The organism is Cohnella sp. 56 (assembly GCF_037963805.1).
Lineage (GTDB): Bacteria > Bacillota > Bacilli > Paenibacillales > Paenibacillaceae > Cohnella.
Map to the genome: position 1 here is coordinate 1 of NZ_JAZDQE010000011.1, position 14,468 is coordinate 14,468.

At 59.4% G+C, this 14,468-nt stretch carries 16 protein-coding genes; 2 read left to right on the top strand and 14 right to left on the bottom strand.

The features are described 5' to 3' along the window. Nucleotides 1–244 precede the first annotated feature (244 nt). Nucleotides 245–1,030, bottom strand: a complete 786-nt coding sequence (locus VQ071_RS18430) for an AraC family transcriptional regulator (protein WP_340515601.1) — start codon at nucleotides 1,028–1,030, stop codon at nucleotides 245–247. A gap of 210 nt (nucleotides 1,031–1,240) precedes the next feature. Between VQ071_RS18430 and VQ071_RS18435 the strand changes: the two genes are divergently transcribed. After that, on the top strand, nucleotides 1,241–1,672 hold the full coding sequence (locus tag VQ071_RS18435; RefSeq protein WP_340515602.1) for a hypothetical protein: 432 nt from the start codon (nucleotides 1,241–1,243) through the stop codon (nucleotides 1,670–1,672). An 80-nt stretch (nucleotides 1,673–1,752) separates the two neighbouring features. Here the strand turns inward: VQ071_RS18435 and VQ071_RS18440 are convergent, their stop codons facing one another. From VQ071_RS18440 to ku, 7 genes are all read right to left on the bottom strand, one after another. Continuing rightward, on the bottom strand, nucleotides 1,753–1,947 hold the full coding sequence (locus VQ071_RS18440; RefSeq protein WP_340515603.1) for a DUF2188 domain-containing protein: 195 nt from the start codon (nucleotides 1,945–1,947) through the stop codon (nucleotides 1,753–1,755). A gap of 58 nt (nucleotides 1,948–2,005) precedes the next feature. Next, nucleotides 2,006–3,058, bottom strand: a complete 1,053-nt coding sequence (locus VQ071_RS18445) for an NAD-dependent epimerase/dehydratase family protein (RefSeq protein WP_340515604.1) — start codon at nucleotides 3,056–3,058, stop codon at nucleotides 2,006–2,008. Between the two features lie 4 nt (nucleotides 3,059–3,062). Continuing rightward, entirely contained in the window at nucleotides 3,063–4,010 is a 948-nt protein-coding gene (locus VQ071_RS18450; protein ID WP_340515605.1) for an aldo/keto reductase family protein, read from the bottom strand. A 140-nt stretch (nucleotides 4,011–4,150) separates the two neighbouring features. Continuing rightward, a complete protein-coding gene (locus tag VQ071_RS18455; RefSeq protein WP_340515606.1) occupies nucleotides 4,151–5,608 on the bottom strand; it encodes an ATP-binding protein in 1,458 nt (485 codons plus the stop codon). A 54-nt stretch (nucleotides 5,609–5,662) separates the two neighbouring features. Next, nucleotides 5,663–6,547, bottom strand: coding sequence for a non-homologous end-joining DNA ligase (ligD, locus tag VQ071_RS18460; protein ID WP_340515607.1), 885 nt, complete (start codon nucleotides 6,545–6,547; stop codon nucleotides 5,663–5,665). Beyond that, nucleotides 6,544–7,449: an ATP-dependent DNA ligase gene (locus VQ071_RS18465; RefSeq protein WP_340515608.1), complete on the bottom strand. Its 906-nt coding sequence runs from the start codon at nucleotides 7,447–7,449 to the stop codon at nucleotides 6,544–6,546. The genes ligD and VQ071_RS18465 overlap by 4 nt, the downstream gene beginning before the upstream one ends. Nucleotides 7,450–7,452: 3 nt before the next feature. Next, on the bottom strand, nucleotides 7,453–8,403 hold the full coding sequence (gene ku / locus VQ071_RS18470; protein ID WP_340515609.1) for a non-homologous end joining protein Ku: 951 nt from the start codon (nucleotides 8,401–8,403) through the stop codon (nucleotides 7,453–7,455). Between the two features lie 143 nt (nucleotides 8,404–8,546). Between ku and VQ071_RS18475 the strand changes: the two genes are divergently transcribed. After that, nucleotides 8,547–9,377, top strand: a complete 831-nt coding sequence (locus VQ071_RS18475) for a YheC/YheD family protein (RefSeq protein ID WP_340515610.1) — start codon at nucleotides 8,547–8,549, stop codon at nucleotides 9,375–9,377. A 344-nt stretch (nucleotides 9,378–9,721) separates the two neighbouring features. On the opposite strand, the gene VQ071_RS18480 is transcribed toward VQ071_RS18475, so the two are convergent. The 6 genes from VQ071_RS18480 to VQ071_RS18505 form a co-directional block, all read right to left on the bottom strand. After that, complete coding sequence (locus tag VQ071_RS18480; RefSeq protein ID WP_340515611.1) at nucleotides 9,722–9,964, bottom strand: hypothetical protein; 243 nt, start codon at nucleotides 9,962–9,964, stop codon at nucleotides 9,722–9,724. Then, a complete protein-coding gene (locus tag VQ071_RS18485; RefSeq protein WP_340515612.1) occupies nucleotides 9,961–11,277 on the bottom strand; it encodes a hypothetical protein in 1,317 nt (438 codons plus the stop codon). Before VQ071_RS18485 ends, VQ071_RS18480 begins: the two co-directional genes overlap by 4 nt. Then, a complete protein-coding gene (locus tag VQ071_RS18490) occupies nucleotides 11,235–12,035 on the bottom strand; it encodes a hypothetical protein (RefSeq protein ID WP_340515613.1) in 801 nt (266 codons plus the stop codon). Before VQ071_RS18490 ends, VQ071_RS18485 begins: the two co-directional genes overlap by 43 nt. After that, on the bottom strand, nucleotides 12,032–12,721 hold the full coding sequence (locus tag VQ071_RS18495; RefSeq protein WP_340515614.1) for an ABC transporter ATP-binding protein: 690 nt from the start codon (nucleotides 12,719–12,721) through the stop codon (nucleotides 12,032–12,034). Before VQ071_RS18495 ends, VQ071_RS18490 begins: the two co-directional genes overlap by 4 nt. Further along, on the bottom strand, nucleotides 12,718–13,146 hold the full coding sequence (locus tag VQ071_RS18500; protein WP_340515615.1) for a GntR family transcriptional regulator: 429 nt from the start codon (nucleotides 13,144–13,146) through the stop codon (nucleotides 12,718–12,720). The genes VQ071_RS18495 and VQ071_RS18500 overlap by 4 nt, the downstream gene beginning before the upstream one ends. Nucleotides 13,147–13,718: 572 nt before the next feature. Further along, nucleotides 13,719–14,450, bottom strand: coding sequence for an RNA polymerase sigma factor (locus tag VQ071_RS18505; RefSeq protein ID WP_340515616.1), 732 nt, complete (start codon nucleotides 14,448–14,450; stop codon nucleotides 13,719–13,721). Nucleotides 14,451–14,468 lie beyond the last annotated feature (18 nt).

Genomic DNA, 14,468 nt, shown 5'->3' on the forward strand with positions numbered 1-14,468 from the left:
TGTTGGGTGTTGGGTGTTGGGTGTTGGGTGTTGGGTGTTGGGTGTTGGGTGTTGGGTGTTGGGTGTTGGGTGTTGGGTGTTGGGTGTTGGGTGTTGGGTGTTGGGTGTTGGGTGTTGGGTGTTGGGTGTTGGGTTCTGTGTGTGCAGTGTCGTGTGGCGCGGTGTTGTATGTGCGATGTTGGGCGCGCAAAAAGCGCCCAACATCGCCGCACACAAAGCATGATGCCGGATGCTTGATGCCGGCCTAGCGCTCTACGCGGCTTAAAAATTGATTCATCAGCACCGGCAGCGAGATGAGAATCGGCGGATCGCCGGGGCTCGGTGGATACAGCTTCACCTGCTGGGGAGGCGGCTCAGCCCCGGGACCGATGATTAGAGGCGATCTGGATCTCGATCGCAGCGTGGCGTGCGGCAGCAGCGAATCTCTCGCCTGCATGCGCCAGTCGATCGAGGTCGCCATCATATAGTAGATGCCCGGCTTGACACCGCTGAAGCAGAACCGGCCCAAGGCCGGCAGCAGTGTGCCATACGTCGGCAGCCCCTCGGGGATCGGCTTGTTGAAGAGACCGATCAGGACGAAGCCGTCGAACGGCTCGTCGGTCACGACCGTGCCAGTCACCCGCACGCCCGCATCAATGGACACTGCGACCTGCTCCCGCCAGTCCCGCAGCTCGCGAAGCGCGCGTATGTATCGGTCGGCCTCAGGCTCGGATTGACGGAATTCGCCCGGCGTCATACCCACGCGCTCGGTGAATCGCGTCGTGAACGTCCCCAGGCTCTGCTGCCCGATCTCCAGTCCGATCTGCCGGACGGACAGGCTGGAGTTGAGCAGCAGATCCTTGGCCCGCTGCAGCCGGAGCGAGGATACATAATATAGCGGCGGCAAGCCGATGCGCTCCTTGAAGATTCTCGAGAAATGAAATGAGCTGAAGGCAACATGCCGCGCGAGCCGCGACAACGGCAAGGGCTCGTCCAGATTCCGCTGAATAAAGTCGATTGCTTCGTCGATCTCGGCATAACGCAGGGTCATTTCATTCGGCCCTTTCCATACTATGGAATAGTAGACTTTTCCATTTTAAAGGCAACAGAAAGCGTTGACAACCCTTTTTCGAACATTTGTTCCCGTATGAGGAAATTCTCATCCAAACGTATCACATCCCTTCGTCTCTGGTCGTATGCACAAGCTATTCCGGCGAATTCGCATAAAATGGCAGCAAGCGTACAAAGGAGGTGACCGGCTATGGCTGCCAGGCCCAAAACGCATGCCGCCAAAAAAATCGGACCTCGTCCGGGGCAGCCCGTCTGCGTCGTGTTGAAGGACGGCTCCTATTGCGTCGGCTTGATCGATCAGATCCAGGACGGCGTACTGACGCTCTCCGGCGTGCGGGGAACGGAACGTTGGAATCCGCAAGCGGCCAGGAGATCCTGGGAAAAGGCAAAGATCAGCGCACTGGGCGCTGCTGTGGAGCAAGCCGGCACGGGCGCGCTGCCCGCGGCCACCGGCGGAAACGCCGGAACGGCGACGAGCGGCGCCTCTGTCGGCGGCTTGCTCGGAGGACTGGGCGGTCTCGACGATCTGATGGGATTCATGCAAAAGGCGCTGCCGATTATGAAAATGGGCATGGACATGATCAAGACCATCATGCCGCTGATGGGCGGACTCAAGCTCTGATCGCCGCCGCTAATTTAAACAAAACGGGATGAGGCAGAAAACAATTCTGCTTCATCCCGTTTTGCTTCTTGAAGTCGGCGTCAATGCCCCTTCTTGCGGATTTGCTTGTCGTGATCCTCGCCCCACTCTTTGGCTTTTGCGGTGGCGATCGAGATCGCGCGACGCTCGGAATAGCCGTCCTTCAGCAGCTCATTGGCGATATCGATCGCCTTGTTGCGGATCGGCGCCATGAAGTTTTTTAGCGAATCGGGGTAATCGTCCTTGTCCCAAGGCATGCTCATTCCTCCTGTCCTCTCGTCTACCTATTCATTGGACGACGAGACAAGGAATGAATCATATACCGCCGGCCCCGTCTTGGGCCGAGCCTGCACGATACCAATCCGCGAATCTGGCGATGCCCGCTCTGAAGTCCATCGAAGGCCGGTATCCGAGCAATCGCGCCGCCTTGCCGATGTCCGCGCATGTGCCGGCCATGTCGCCGGGCTGATCCGGCAACCGCGTCAGACTGGCCGTCCTGCCCGTCACGGATTCGAGCGTGCTCACAAGCTCGGTCAGAGCGACCGGACGATGGCTGCCCAGATTGACGATCTCGTAGAAACGTTCGTGACGCGACGCATAATCGAGCGCCAGCACGATGCCGTCCACGATATCGCCGACATACGTATAGTCCCGCACGCTGGCTCCGTCGCCGTAGAACGGCAGCGCTTCCCCGCGCTCGATCATCGCCGTGAATTTGTGAATGGCCAGATCGGGACGCTGACGCTCTCCGTACACAGTGAATAGCCGCAGCATAAGCCCGTCGATTCCGTAGAGATGCGAATACGTATGTCCGAGCAACTCGCAGCTTTTTTTGGAAGCGGCGTAGACGGATATCGGCATATCCGTACAGTCCGTCTCCGACAGGATCGTGCGCTCGGTGTTCCCGTATACGGACGAGGACGAGGCGCACACCCATTTACGGATGCCGCAGCGCCTCATCGCCTCGAGCAAGGATAGCGTACCCTTGACGTTGACGTCCTCGTACAGCGCCGGCTGCGCCATCGAAGCTCTGACGCCCGGCAGCGCCGCCAGGTGGATGACGGCATCCGGACGCTCCTCGGCGAACAGTACGGCGAGCGCGGCCTCTTCCCGGATATCCGCGCATACGAGGCGATAGGCGCCGGATGCGGTACATGCCGACAGCCAGGCCAGATCGCGCTCCTTGTCCATCCATTGCACTCGCCCCGGCATATGAAGCGACTCCAGCACGTTGGCGACCTTGCGTCTGTAATCATAATTGTCCGCGAAGCTGTCTACGTTCACGACGCGATGTCCGAGCTCCGCCAGCCTGCCGCATACGTGAGATCCGATGAAGCCCGCCCCGCCCGTCACTACATAGGTTGACATGACGTTAAGAGAGAATCTCTTCGATGCGTTCGATCGTCTCCTGCGTCAATACGACGCCCGAAGCCTTGACGTTCTCCTCGAGCTGAGACACCTTCGTGGCGCCGACGAGCGCGCTCGCCACGCTCTCATGACGCAGAATCCATGCGATGGCGAGGCTGGATAGCGAGAGACCGAGCTCCTTGGCGACGCCGTCCAGCAGATCCACCTTGTGCAGATGTGCCTCGGTGAGATAGCCCTTGATCCACATGTTCGTCTTGGGATCTGCGGCGCGGCTGTCTTCGGGCAGCTGCTGGCCGAGGCGGTATTTGCCCGTCAGCACGCCTTGGGCGAGCGGAGAAAAGACGACCTGCGACAAGCCGTTTTTCTCGCTGACCGGCAGGACGTCCTGCTCGATGTTGCGATAGAACATATTGTACTGGGGCTGATTGACGACGATGCGGTCGAGCAGATACTTGTCCGCAACCTGGAGCGCTTCCTGAATCTGCGCACCCGTCCATTCGCTCACGCCGACGTACAGCACCTTGCCTTGGCGAACGAAGTCCTCGATCGTGCGAAGAGTCTCCTCCAAGCGGGTATCCGGATCATAGCGATGGCAATAGAAAATATCGACGTAATCCTGGTTCAGCCGCTTCAGGCTGGCATTCAATTGTTCATATACATGCTTGCGCGACAAGCCGCGGTCGTTGGGGCCTTCGCCCATCGGCCAGTAAGCCTTCGTCGCCAGCACGTACGATTCCCGCGGATAGCGGGGGAGCACCTCGCCGAGCATGCGCTCCGCGGCACCACGCTCGTACACATTGGCCGTATCGATAAAGTTGATGCCGAGCTCGAACGCACGGTCGATCAGCTTGGCGCCAGTATCCTGACCTACCGTATGGCCATAAGTCATCCAGCTTCCGAAGCTGATCTCGCTCACTTTCAGCCCAGTAGGGCCAAGCTTTCTGTACTTCATTGTGCAGCACCTGCTTTCGAATGGATATGAACACGCGTTTATAATCGTAACACGCCGAACCGCCCCGATCAACCCGATCAGGCGGCACTGCATGCAAGCAGACCCAGGCCTTGCACTTCGTGCGGAGCGGAACGATTCGATCATCCTTCACGAGCGGCCGCGCTCTGCTGTGCGGACAGCTGCACGGCCGCCACTGGCGTCAGCGGCAGCCGCAGCATGAATGTGCTGCCCTCTCCTTTGACGCTGTGCAGGGACAAGCCTCCGCCGAGCAGACTGGCGAGCTGCAGACTGATGGACAGCCCGAGCCCCGTGCCCCCGAAGCGGCGGTTGATAGCCCCGTCTGCCTGCTGGAACGCTTCGAAGATCAGCTGCTGCTTGCTTTTGTCGATGCCGATTCCCGTGTCCTTGACCGTGAAGACGGCGTATTCGGCTCCGCCCTCCGGCGACTCTCCCTCGGTAGAGACGATAATGTCGACATGTCCGCGATCCGTGAATTTAATGGCATTAATAATCAAATTCCGCAAAATTTGCCCGAGTCGCAGTCCATCCGATAGCAGCGTCTGCGGCACATTATTTTGGACGACCACATTCATGCCGATGCCCTTCGCTTCGGCGAGCGGCTTCATCTGCCTGTACAGCAAATCAACCGTGTCCGTCACGGAGACGATGTCCCACACGATATCCATCTTGCCGGCTTCGACCTTGGACAGATCGAGGATGTCGTTAATCATATGAAGCAACTGTTCGCCCGACGCCTGGATGATGTCCGCATATCTGCGATTGTCCCTCGTATGCCCCGTCTCTTCGTTCTCGCCGATCATCTGGGACAGCAGGATGATGCTGTTGAGCGGCGTCTTCAGCTCATGCGACATGTTGGCCATGAATTCGGATTTGTATCTCGATGCGAGCAGGAGCTGCTCCGCTCTGTCCTCAAGCATCTTCTTGGCGGCGAGGAGCTCATCGGTGCGTCTGCGGAGCGCCTCGTTGGTCTCCCTCAGCCGTATGGCGCGCTGCTGATCGAGGAAGAAGTCGCGGATGATGAAAAGGAAAAAAAAGCCGAACAGCACAGTAGCCGGCAGCGAGTAAGGCATGATATGCGTCAAGTAGTTGTGGCGGTCGAGCGCGCCGTACAGGATGATGCCCGCGATCTGGCATACGTTGATGGCGAACACGGATGTGACAGCCTTGATCGGATAGCCCCACTGCGGCCTGCTCTTGTACAGATGCACGAGAATAGCGCCGACGATGCCCATCGTGGATATATTGATAAACCCCGTCAATGCCGAGGCCGATATTCCGTTGACGCCGAATCTGGCCAGTCCGATGCCGAAGCCGATGGCCAGTATCTGTCTCGGATCGCGGAACACGAGCGTGGCAAATATAATCGGCACGTTGCGAAGATCGAAGACGGACGAGCCGTTGACCCGTACGCCGAACCTCATCGCGATCCAGCCAAGTGCGATAAAGCCGATGATTAATGCGGCCTGCTTGACATAGCCAGAAGTATGCTGAAAAACGTACTTGTAAATTAAATTCAGCAGAAACGTGAAAGTGATCAGGATGGTGATGCTCGTAAAAAAAGTCATGCCAATATTCATGCCGCACCCCCTGATGCTTATATTTTACATCAATGGAATCGGGGGCGTATAGCCTTATTGCAGAAATTGCAGGATGTCGGCGAGCGATTGCTTCGGCATATCGGCGATCAGATCGCCCTTGGCGGCAAGCCGGCGCTCAATCGTGAGCAGCGTATAGTCGCGCGGGTCCGCGCCTTGGCGTACCTCGTCCCAGGTCAGGGGCGTCGACACGGTCGCTTCGGGGCGGCCCCGCGGCGTGTACGGCGCGGACAGACTTTTGCCCGGCGCGTGCTGCACGTAGTCGACGTAGATGCGGTCGCCGCGGTTTTTGATCAATCGCTCGACCGTGAACAGATTCGGATACTTCTCCGACACGTACTTGCCGACGAAGGCGCCCGCCTTGCGGAGCTCGGCGAAGCTGTAGCCAGCCTCGATCGGAATGACGATCTGCACGCCCGTAGCACCGCTGGTCTTGGGCACCGAGCCGATGCCCATCCCCTCCAGCGCTTCGCCGATCAGCGAGACCGCCTCCATCAGCCGCCCGCGCAGCGCTTCGCTCGGATCGATGTCTAGCACCCATTCGGCAGGCTCCTCTCCGCCCGTGTACTCGAAGGAGGGATGGAACTCCAGCACCGCCAGATTGCCGAGCCAGAGCAGCGTCGGCAACGAATCGACGACGACGTAGCGGACCTGCTCGCGGACGGCCGTATGTACGAATTCGGGCAGCGGCTCGGGTGCCCGCTTCTGGTAGAACGCCTTGCCGCCCGCGCCGTCGGGATACCTGATCGTCGTCATATAGCGGCGCCTGCAATAGGGCAGCAAATACGGAGACAGCGCCACGAGCTTCTGCAGATATGTCGCCTTGCGAATGCCGGCCTCCGGCCAGAGCAGCTTGTCCGGATTCGTCACCCGAATCTCGTTGCCTTCGACCTCGATCGTATAGCCGTCCGCCTCGCTCATAGCAGTATCCCCTCCAGATCGATCAGCTTGGGGTGGCGGAGCAAGCCGGCGTCCGTCATCTCTCTGCCGCTCACCCGTCCCGCGAGCGGACGGTCAAGCCATCGCACATCGGCGCCGCGCAGCCCCTCCGGCATGCTGTCCCAGTAGTCGGACCGCTTGAGGCCAGCCGGCAGCAGTCGGATACGGGCCTTCGCCTGCTCGTTCAGCCCCGACGATACGCGGCCCATGTAGCGTTCTCCCTTGCGCATGACCAGACTGGAGACGCGTCCTTCCTTCCATATAATGCCGACGATGTCGACGTCCATATGGTGGATCGTCTTTCGCTTGAGCCAGTCGTGATGCGCTTTGCCTTCCTTGTAGACGCTCTCTGCCTTTTTGCTGACCATGCCCTCCCAGCCGTTCGCTTCGACCCAGCCCCACAATGCCTCGCCGTCCGGGAATTCGTCCGCCACATAGAAGGGGGCGGTCCATCCGCTCGCCACACTCAGCAGCAATTGCCGGCGCGCCTTGTAGGGCAGCAAACGCAGATCGCGGCCCTCGAGGGCCAGCAGGTCGAACAGAATGTACTGCACGGGATGCCGCCTCGACGCGGCTGCGATCTGCCGGTCGCCGAGCAGCTTGCCCCGCTGCTGCATCAGCTGGAAGCTGGGCTTCCCGGTATGCGGATCGAGGATGACCGCCTCGCCGTCCAATACATAGGAGCCTGTCTTGTCTTCCAAGGCTGCGGTCAGCTCCGGATAGGATGCATTTTGCGGCAGCATCCGCTTGGAATACAGCCGGACACGGCCGTCCTGCACGTCGGCGATGAGCCGGTAGCCATCCCATTTCAGCTGGTGTACCCATGCCGGGCCAGCCGGGGTTCTGTCCTCCGCGATCGGAGACATCGGAGTGAAGGGTTCCATGAATTAGCTCCCTGTCTTTTTCGTCTTCGCCTTGGGTGCGGATTTCTCCGTCTGCGCGGTCTGATCGGCTTTTGCTTTTTTGGCGCCCTTGTCCGCCTTCGCGGCGTTTCGTTTCCTTGGCGCTTTTTTTGCGGGCGCGTCCTTTTCGTTTACATTCGCCCGTTCTTCACCCTGCTTGCCTTTGCCTGAACCCGTCTGCTGCAGGCTTGCCTTGAGCGCCTCCATCAGATCGATGACGTTGGTCTTCTTTTCCTCCGGCGCGAACTTGACTTCCTTGCCCTTGACCTTGTCCTCGATCGCATCCATCAGCCGTTCCTTGTACACGTCCTCGTACTTCTCCGGCTCGAACGGCGCGGACAGCTGTTCAATCAGCATCCGGGCCATCGCCAGCTCGCGCTCGTCCGCCTTGGACGCCTCCGGCAGATTCGGAATTTCCTTTTTGCTGCGAATCTCCTCGGCGTAGAACATCGTCGACATCGACAGCACGCCGTCCACGATCCGGATGGCCGCGAGACTGCTTCGCGAGCGGATGCTCACGTTCGCGATGCCGATCTTCTTCGTATCGAGCAGCGCCTGCACGAGCAGGTTGTATGCATGCGTACCGTTGCTCTCGGGCGCCAGATAATACGTTTTCTGATAATAAATCGGGTCGATCTCCTCCAGCGCTACGAAGTCCACGATGCGAATCTCGCGCGAAGTCTCCGATGCGATCTCCTCCAGCTCTTCCTTGTCGAACGTGACGAAGTGGCCCGGCTCGTACTCGTAGCCCTTGACGATGTCGCTCCAATTCACCTCCTCCTCGCATTTCGGACAGGTCCGATGGTACTGAATCGGCACGTTCAGCTTTTTGTGCAGCATTCGCATCTGAATATCGTTGTCCTGCGTAGCTGTGAACATCTTGACAGGGACGTTGACCAGCCCGAAGCTGACCGCGCCCTTCCATATCGTCTGCATATTCGTTCCCCCTTAACCTTGTGTCCGGGTGTTCCGGTATCATCCATTAACCGAAGCCTGCCGGGCGTGAATCTGCCGTCTCCTGCCCGTGTCGGGCGCGGACGAAGCGAGAATATACTGATTCGACGGGAGGAGGAGCGTACTTGATCAATCGCAAAGGAATGCATGTCACGAGCAAATGGGCCAAAACAGCCGCAATCTTGAGAGATCCGGCCGTCGCTCCCTACGTGCCGAAGACGCGCAGGATGAGCGAGAAAACGCTGGCGCAAATGCTGCAACGGTACAACATGGTATATGTCAAGCCCGACCGCGGCACATTCGGCCAAGGCGTGATGCGGGTGGAGCGGGCGCACGGCGCGGCGCAGCCGTACAGCTGCCATGCGGGTGTTCGCAAAAGGCAATTCGCATCGCTGGCGGCATTGTACCGGCACATCGGCAGCAAGAAGCGCCGCCGCCCCTATCTCGTGCAGCGCGGCGTACATCTGCTCAAGACCGGAGGCTGTCGGTTCGACGTGCGTGTCATGGTGCAAAAAAATAAAGCGGGCGCCTGGGAATCGACGGGCGTCATCGCCAGAGTCGCGCAAAAAGACAAAGCCGTCACCAACTATCACAACGGCGGCAGGCCGGTCGCGCTGGACGCGCTGCTGCGGCCGAAGCTGGGCGCCGCCGGTGCGGTCGCGACGGAAAGGCGGCTGAAGGCGCTTGGCCTGCGGTCGGCCAAGGCGCTGTCGCGCGCCTATCCGCGACTGAACATGATCGGCGCGGACATCGGGATCGACCGCGAACTGCGGCCATGGATCATCGAGCTGAATACGTCGCCCGACCCGTATCTGTTCAGGCATCTGCGCGACAAGGCGACGCATCGCAAGGTGCTGCGCTATGCGCGCGCGCTCGGCCGGATACCGCCTGCACGGGCACGTCAGGCGGCGGCAAGCTTGCGGGGCAAAAAGCTTGGCCGGACTCGCAAACAGTAGCCTTGCGCCTCTTTTCGTCCATCGCCAACAAGCTATAAATTGCAAAAAACCTGCATTTCAGCAGGTTTTAGATTCCATAGATTTAGTATGGTCCTAAAGCCTGCAGATGTGCAGGCTTTAGCTTCGTATGGACGCTAATTTGATTCCCATCGCCGAAATAGATGTACAGATGCAGCAATTTGCGCTGAAACCGGCGCTAGGGGCGAGAAAGGATGTACGGATGCAGGCTTTGGCGGGCGCGATGGCAAACGTATCTGTATGAGCGGCGACCGTGCGCGAACGCCAGGCATGCCGCAGCGGCGGCTTTTTCGCATGCTTGATTGCGCCGCCCACGGACCCTCTCGTCAATACGCGATCGACTGCGCCTCTTCTCGTGCGGCGTCGGCGGCCGCCTCCCGGATGACGAGGCGCCGCAGCAATCGGCGCCTCGCCTCCTCCGGCAGCAGCGGCAATTGTTGCTCACGATACAGCGACATCAGCGCACGCTTGGCGGCTTCACAGGCAGGCTCATCCGCTTCGAGCAGGTAATAGGCGATGCGATAGGCTTCGCATTCCATACCCCTTAAAATAGCGATCCGTTCGCTCATAGCTGGATCGTCATATTGTTCAGCCAGGTCAGACTGAGCTCCGAAGCGGCTTGGCCGTCAGATCCGTCATAGACGACCTGGCCCTTGTAGAGCTGTCTTCCCGTCGCTGCTTCGACAGACAAGACAAATACATATTTGCGGCTTAACGCCCCATTATTCCGCTTCGGAACTGCCATGAAGTAATAGCGGCCCTGTCTGAACTGCGGAGTGAGCATCTCCTCTGCGCCGACATCGGAGGCTCGAATGGCATATGCGCCCGTCCGCACCATCTTGGACAAGCTGTACGCGGTGACATCATAGCTCGGCGGACTGTTCACGTTCGGCGCTTTACTGTCCGGCGATATCATATACATCGTATCCCCGTCGAGATCGAATTGCGAATTGTAGCGATGCGCTTCGCGGTCCAGGTCGAACGTGGTCATCGCGCCGTCGGCATATCGATACACGAAGGAACGGAAAGCGCCGACATTGACGTTGACGACGGACTTGCCAATCCTGTCGGCATCCTCGGCTGACTTCGCGTCTCCCTGACTGTCGTGTACGCTGGAGGAAGCCACGAATACGACATACGGGGATGCGGAGCCCCAGCCTCTGTCCTTTACGATTCTAAGCGTCTCCCCTTCGCGAAGCTGCGGCAGCTCGACCTTGCGAGAGGGCAACTGCTGCCCTGTCCCGAGATCGACTGTCAGCATGATGAATTCCGATTGCTGGGGAGACGTGCGGCTGACGAGTACATATATTTTGGAATCGTCGAGCTGGACATCCTCGACGGCCATATTGAAGCCGTCGTTCCATTCTCCGGCATCCAGACGATAGTTGGACGACTTGCCTGTCGTCTTGTCGAGGACGGACAGTCTGACCTGCCCCATATTATTTTTGCGATACATGATGACGTAGGCCAGCCGCTCCTCCGTTTGGTCGATGCTGCCGTTTCGTTTACCGCGCATGAAGCTTCGATATTGAGCGATCAGCGACGCATAATAAGGGTCGTTATTGTTGATCTTTGGGAGCACCAGATTCCCGAGATAGTCGCGTTCGCTGGCATAGCGGGTCCCGGCGGCATCCAGGCTCATGGCTCTCGAACCGCGGCGGCCCACGTAGCTGCCTTCGAGCGTTACCGCATCGCCGATCGCGGGGTCGCCTTCAACCGTCTCCAGATGAAAGGTCGGCAGATGCTCGTCCGAAGCAAAGCCGTAATACGTACCGATTCCCGCGATCGCAAACGCAGCCAGCAGCCCGACCAGCACATACCTCGCCGCGCCTTTCTTTTTTATACGGACACCTTGCGGTTGATCAGTCTCAAGCTGAGCCATATCGCCACTGCCACCTCCAAACCGTATATCGTCAACATGAGGGCGCGCGCTTCGTACGGGTACAGTCTGCTCGAGGTCAGACCAAGCGCGATAAAGTTGAGTGCCATATAGAAAATCGCGAGGATCAGGCCGCGAATCCGGTAGCTGCGCTCGAGCAGAATGCCCGTGAAGACGAGCAGGACGAGCCAGATGCCGATTCCGTACCGGGCCGCGAAGGTGGCGAAGTCCAGTGGCAGCAGCATCTCTAAGATTCTGCTCGCGTACATCGCATCCGTGAACAGACTGTCTTCCTTCAGCCATGCCGGCGCAAGCCATGCGTATTCCAGCTGCAGCACCGGCATGAGCAGCAACTGCCAGGCCAGCATCGCGAATATGAACAGCAGAATGGCAGTCAGCTTGGCGAAGTACATCGGCGTTCTGCCGCCCGGCACCATCAGTTGGCGATAAATGAAGGGCTGCTTGCCGAACCAGTCCCTGTACCAGATGATCAGCACATAAGCGAGCAGCACGGCGAACGGGATCGCGACCGCCAAGGCGAAGCCTCGCTGCGAGTTGCCGATCGCATCCGCGAACGTCAGTGGCTGGGGTACGCCGCCTCCAAGCTGCGTCCCGGCGCGGGGACGGAGTCGGACGGCATAGCTCCTGAGCATCTGCGCCAGAACGATCCACTCCACCAGCAGCGTATAAAGCATGATGCCTGCCAGCGGGAAGCGGAACCTGCGCACCTCCATCGCGAGCAGCTTCATGTATACCGTCATGCTCTGTACACCTCCCGCATCACGTCGAGTACGGACTTTCCCTCTTCGTCCCGCACCCGCTCGCAGTCGATGTCCCGTTCGACCTTGCCGTCCTTGAGCAGCACGGCCCGGTCCAGCAGATACTCGACCTCGTCGATCTCGTGCGTCGTCAGGAGTACGCCGCGATCCTCCACCAGACGGCTCGAGAATACTTCGCCGATCAGCTCCCGGCTGAACAGGTCGATGCCGGAGAACGGCTCATCCATCAGCACGAACTCCGTATCTGCGGCGAGTCCCAGTACGAGGGCGTACTTGGCTGCGGTACCTTTGGACAGATTGCCGACTCTGTCGCGGGCGTTCAGATTAAAAAAAGCCATCAGTTCCGCCGCACGGGCATCGTTCCAGTTGCGATAGTAATCGGCCATGAAGCGAAGACCCTCCTCCAGCCGATAGCCGCCCGGCATCGCCGCATGGTCCGGCACGAACGAGACCTTCTCGTACAACTCGCGGCGCGACTGCACGCCTTCCACACGCACGCTGCCTTTGGAGAGCGGCGTCAGCCCCATGATCGCCTTGAGCAGCGTCGACTTGCCCGCGCCGTTCATGCCGACCAGACAAGTAATCTGGCCTTTGTGCGCCGTGAAGGTCACGCCATCGAGCACCTTGCGCAAGCGGTAGCGCTTGTGCGCATTGTCGATGTGAATCATGGCGCTTCACCTCCCGCCGCTGGCCGGTCGCGCGCTTCCGCATCTGCGGCATATTCGCGCTTGACCAGCTCCACGATCTCCTCCACCGGCACCTGCATGTTGCGGATCGATCCGATGAACGTCCGGACCGCTTCGCCGATCAGTTCCGACCGGATGCCGCGAAGCACGGCTTCATCTCTCGTAATTCGGCTTGGCGAGTTGCCCTCCGTGACGATCAAGCCCTGTTCCTCCATTTCCTTGTATGCTCGCTGTGCCGTGTTCGGGTTCATCTTGAGCAGCGCCGCGATCTCCCGCCTTGATGGAATCGCCTCTCCCGCTGCCAGACCGCCCGTGACGATCCGTTCCTTGAACAGCCGGACGACCTGCAAATATACCGGGTCCCGCGTGTTGAACGGCGTCTCCAACCAGCCGCCTTGTTTGTCCATCGCTGCGCCTCGCTTGTTTGGAGTGTGTGTACTAAGCGGTTCATACACCATAAGTGTATTATGCCCTTCATACACTTGGGCTGTCAACCCGGCATCCCAGCTTTAGGGAAAATTTATATAGCCGAAGTTGTGGCGGATGTTCGCTGAAGAGCAGCTTGGGAGGCATATTGGCGAGGCGGACGGTGTTGGGGGCACCTATTGGCGAAACGGAGGGCAATTAAATGTGCAGGAGAAATAGCTTAAATCCAATGCTAAGGCGGTAGTAAGCGCAGGACAGCACTAATGGGGTGCTATCAGAGATCATACAGCAAGGCTACTGCCTGGGGGACCCCGGATCGCACCAATCGACTGGAATTACGTACTTACCTTGGTGATTTCCAATAAGCTCATAGGTATTGAGTGGTGGAGTAGTGTCTGCCGTCGAAAAATGAGCGGGATAACACCGATCGGTGTTATCCCGCTCATTAGTAGAGGGGCCAGAATCGAATACATCGCTCCAAGCTGTGACGTAAGTTCTCTCCCCTATCGCATGGTCCCCGAAGCGCGAACAGCATGTCGCTTCGGGAGGCAAGTTAAGCTGCCAGAAAAAAAGACCCATTGTGCTTTGTGACATTGTTCTTTGTGACACTGTTCATCGGCATGTCGGCTCTGATCGCACCGGAGTCTCCCTGCGCTTCGCCGCGTATCGGCAGCTGCCGCGACTGCATCCGCGCCTCGCCGTTCGCGATCGCCACGAGCGTGCCGATGTCGCCTCTGGCGTAGGCTTCGGCCATGAGATGCGCCTCGGCCCGCTCGGCTTCGTCCGCCGGCAGCGCAGGCCCGTCCTCGCGCGCGAGCTCCGCGCGCACGGCCTCGAGCGCATGCCGCGCCCTATGATGCGCGGCCTTGACCGCGCCCTCGGTCGTACCCAGCCTGGCCGCCGTCTCCCTGATCGAGTAGCCGAGCACGTCGCGCAGCAGGAATACCGTCAGCTGCAGCTTGGGCAGCTGACGATTCAGCGCAGCGAATACGGGCGCCAGCGTCATGCCCTCGGGCTGACAATCGGCCGTCCGCTCCGCTTCTTCATGCAGCGGCAGACGCGAACGGCGTGTCTCCCGCCGCAAGCCGTCGATCCACACGTTGCGGGCGATGCGCAGCAGCAGCGCTTCCGGATTGGCGTGACCGCTTTCCCGGAGTGCGGGCAGCGCCCTGCTCCAGCTCTCCTGGGCCAGATCCTCGGCCGCAGTCAGAGAGCGCGCGAGCGACAGGCTGTACCTGGAGACGGCGCCGGACAGGCGCCGGATATCTTGAGCTTGCTCGATCATCGCATCCACCTCCGTCTA